Consider the following 2,867-nt stretch of genomic DNA (forward strand, 5'->3'; position numbering starts at 1 on the left):
CGCCGAGTAGTCGGGGTCGTCGTCGCCGGCCGCCGCACGCAGCGCCGCCACCTGCGAGCGCAGGTCGCGCTGCGTGGCCTGGGTCGCCGAGAGCGTCTCGCGGCGCGACTGGATGTCGGCGACGAGCGTCTCGCGCGCCACCTGGCGGTCCAGCGACTCGTCGCGGGTCTGCACGACGGCGATGGTCACCATGACGCCGAACAGCACCAGGACCGCCGCGGCCACCCACCCGCGCGAGCGGGCGTAGCGGCCGGGCCGCACCTCGTAGTAGTCGTCGTCGAGCGCGTTCGCGGCGATCGTGTCCAGGACGCTGGGCTCGAAGCCGCCCGACGGGGTGCGGACGGGCGTCATGAGGCCGCCCGTGTCACCCGCGGCATGGTCGAGAGCAGGCGCTGGACCTGGAAGGCGTAGAGGATGCCGGCCCACCAGTACAGGCCGACGCCCCAGATGGTGAAGGCCCAGCCGAAGACGTTCGCCAGGTCGGCGACCGTGCCCGACCCGTCGCCGAGCAGCAGCAGCGGGAAGGCGTAGAGCAGCGCGGCGGTGGCCGCCTTGCCCAGGAAGTGGACGGGCAGCGAGCTGTAGCCGCGGGTGCGCAGGAACGGCACGAGGGCGAACAGGAAGACGTCGCGCAGCGGCAGGATGATGGCCAGCCACCACGGGATGATGTCGCGCAGGCCCAGGCCGACGACGACGGCGAGGATGTAGAGCCGGTCGGCGACCGGGTCGAGGATCGCGCCGATCTTGGACACCTGGCCCAGGTCGCGGGCCAGCTTGCCGTCCAGGTAGTCGGTGACGCCCGAGGCCATGAGCACGAGCAGCGCGAGCTCGTCCTTCTCCGGTCCGAGCACGAGCCACAGGAACACCGGGACGAGCAGCAGGCGCAGGAAGCTCAGCGCGTTCGGGATCGTGATGATCCGGTCGTCCGCCACTGCGCCTCCTCGGCCGTTCTGCGGGCCGGGCGGCCCGCGCGTCAGTGGACAGACTAGGACATGGCCCCGCGGCGCCCGACGCGTCGTCTCCGGCTCCCCCGCGTGGCGGTCGGACGTCCGCGGAGCAGGACCACCGTTGCGCGCCGACGCACGCCTGACAGACTGGGGTCACCACCCGACAACAGAACATGATCCGGGCCCTGAGCCCGGTGCCCTGAGGAGGATCCGTGGCTGAATACACCCTGCCCGAGCTGCCGTACGACTACGGCGCGCTCGACCCGTTCATCTCCGGCAAGATCATGGAGCTGCACCACTCCAAGCACCACAACACGTACGTCACCGGCCTCAACACCGCGATCGAGAAGCTCGAGGAGGCGCGCGCCACCGACAGCTTCGGCGCGATCGCCGGCATCGAGAAGAACCTCTCGTTCAACCTCGGTGGCCACATCAACCACTCGATCTTCTGGAAGAACCTCTCCCCGGACGGCGGCGACAAGCCCACCGGCGAGCTGGCGGCGGCCATCGACGAGCACTTCGGCTCGTTCGACAAGTTCCGCGCCCACTTCGAGCAGGTCGCGCTGACGATCCAGGGCTCGGGCTGGGCCATCCTGGCCTGGGACACGCTGGGCCAGAAGCTGCTCGTCGTGCAGCTGTACGACCAGCAGAGCAACATCCCGGCGACGCTGATCCCGATCGCGCAGCTGGACATGTGGGAGCACGCGTTCTACCTGGACTACCTCAACGTCAAGGCGGACTACGTCAAGGCGTGGTGGAACATCGTGAACTGGGCCGACGCCCAGGAGCGCTTCACCGCGGCGACCACCGGCGGCCAGATCATCTTCTGACCCACCGCTCGCGGCGACGCCGGCATCCCTCGCGGGGTGCCGGCCGTCGTGCGTCGCAGGCGTCCTCTGGGCCCGTCGCAGGGGCGTCAGCGCTGGATGCGCCGCTCGTGCGGCAGCTGCGCGAGCCACGCGTTGTACTGCTCGAGCTCGGCGTCGCCGTCGGCGTCGGCCTTGCGGTCCTTGCGCCGCGCCTCGCGCCGGTCCGAGCGCACCCACTGCACGAGCAGGGCGCCCATGACCAGGATGAGCGGCACCTCGCCCAGCGCCCAGGCGACGCTGCCGCCGACGTACTGGTCGTGCAGCAGGTCGGTGGCGAAGGGTCGGTCCAGGTCGAGCCAGTACCGGTCGGCGATGACCTGGTTGGCCGACATGACCGCCACCGCGAAGAACGCGTGGAACGGCACGGTGAACAGCAGCATCGCGAACCGCACCGGCGGGGCGAGCTGGCGCGGGCTGGGGTCGATGCCGATGAGCACGTAGTAGAACAGCGAGCCGACGAGCAGGAAGTGGACGTCCATGAGGGCGTGGCCCAGGTGCCAGCGCATGAGCGTCTCGAACAGCGGCGTGAAGTACAGCCCGTAGAGGCTGCCGACGAAGATCACCGCGGCCACGACCGGGTGGGTCCAGATGCGCGCGAACCGCGAGTGCAGCAGCGACAGCAGCAGCTGGCGCGGGCCGACCTCGCCGGGCTGGCGCGGGCCGGGCAGCGTCCGCAGCGCGAGCGTCACCGGGGCGCCCAGCACCAGGAAGATCGGCGCCACCATCGAGAGCAGCATGTGCGCGATCATGTGCGCGCTGAACATCACGTGGGAGTACTCGGCCAGGCCGCCCAGCGTCGCCCAGCCGACCACCACCATGCCCAGCAGCCACGACACGGTGCGGCCCACCGGCCACCGGTCGCCGCGCCGGCGCAGCTTCACGACGCCGTACACGTAGAGCGCCGTGCCCAGCGCCAGGACGGTGAGCCCGAAGCCGCTGGCCGCGTGGCCGAGCAGGAAGCGCGAGACCGATGGGTCGGCCGGCATGGGGCCGCCGATGAGGGTCTCGGCGGCGCTGAGCACGTCCTCGCCGACCGGGGTCGGCGTGCGCG

At 70.9% G+C, this 2,867-nt stretch carries 4 protein-coding genes; 1 reads left to right on the forward strand and 3 read right to left on the reverse strand.

What is annotated here, in order from left to right:
• Positions 1–351 (reverse strand): hypothetical protein (locus AC2W7G_RS12925; RefSeq protein WP_485868800.1); only part of this gene is annotated, 351 nt, incomplete at its 3' end.
• Positions 348–932, reverse strand: a complete 585-nt coding sequence (gene clsA, locus AC2W7G_RS12930; RefSeq protein WP_485868801.1) for a cardiolipin synthase ClsA — start codon at positions 930–932, stop codon at positions 348–350. The genes AC2W7G_RS12925 and clsA, both read right to left, overlap by 4 nt.
• A 227-nt stretch (positions 933–1,159) precedes the next feature.
• Between clsA and AC2W7G_RS12935 the strand changes: the two genes are divergently transcribed.
• A complete protein-coding gene (locus AC2W7G_RS12935) occupies positions 1,160–1,777 on the forward strand; it encodes a superoxide dismutase (protein WP_485868802.1) in 618 nt (205 codons plus the stop codon).
• 86 nt (positions 1,778–1,863) lie between these two features.
• On the opposite strand, the gene AC2W7G_RS12940 is transcribed toward AC2W7G_RS12935, so the two are convergent.
• The coding region (locus AC2W7G_RS12940) for a cytochrome c oxidase assembly protein (RefSeq protein ID WP_485868803.1) at positions 1,864–2,867 on the reverse strand (1,004 nt) is incomplete at its 5' end.

It is taken from the genome of Aeromicrobium sp. PFPM2_SD2, assembly GCF_057364525.1.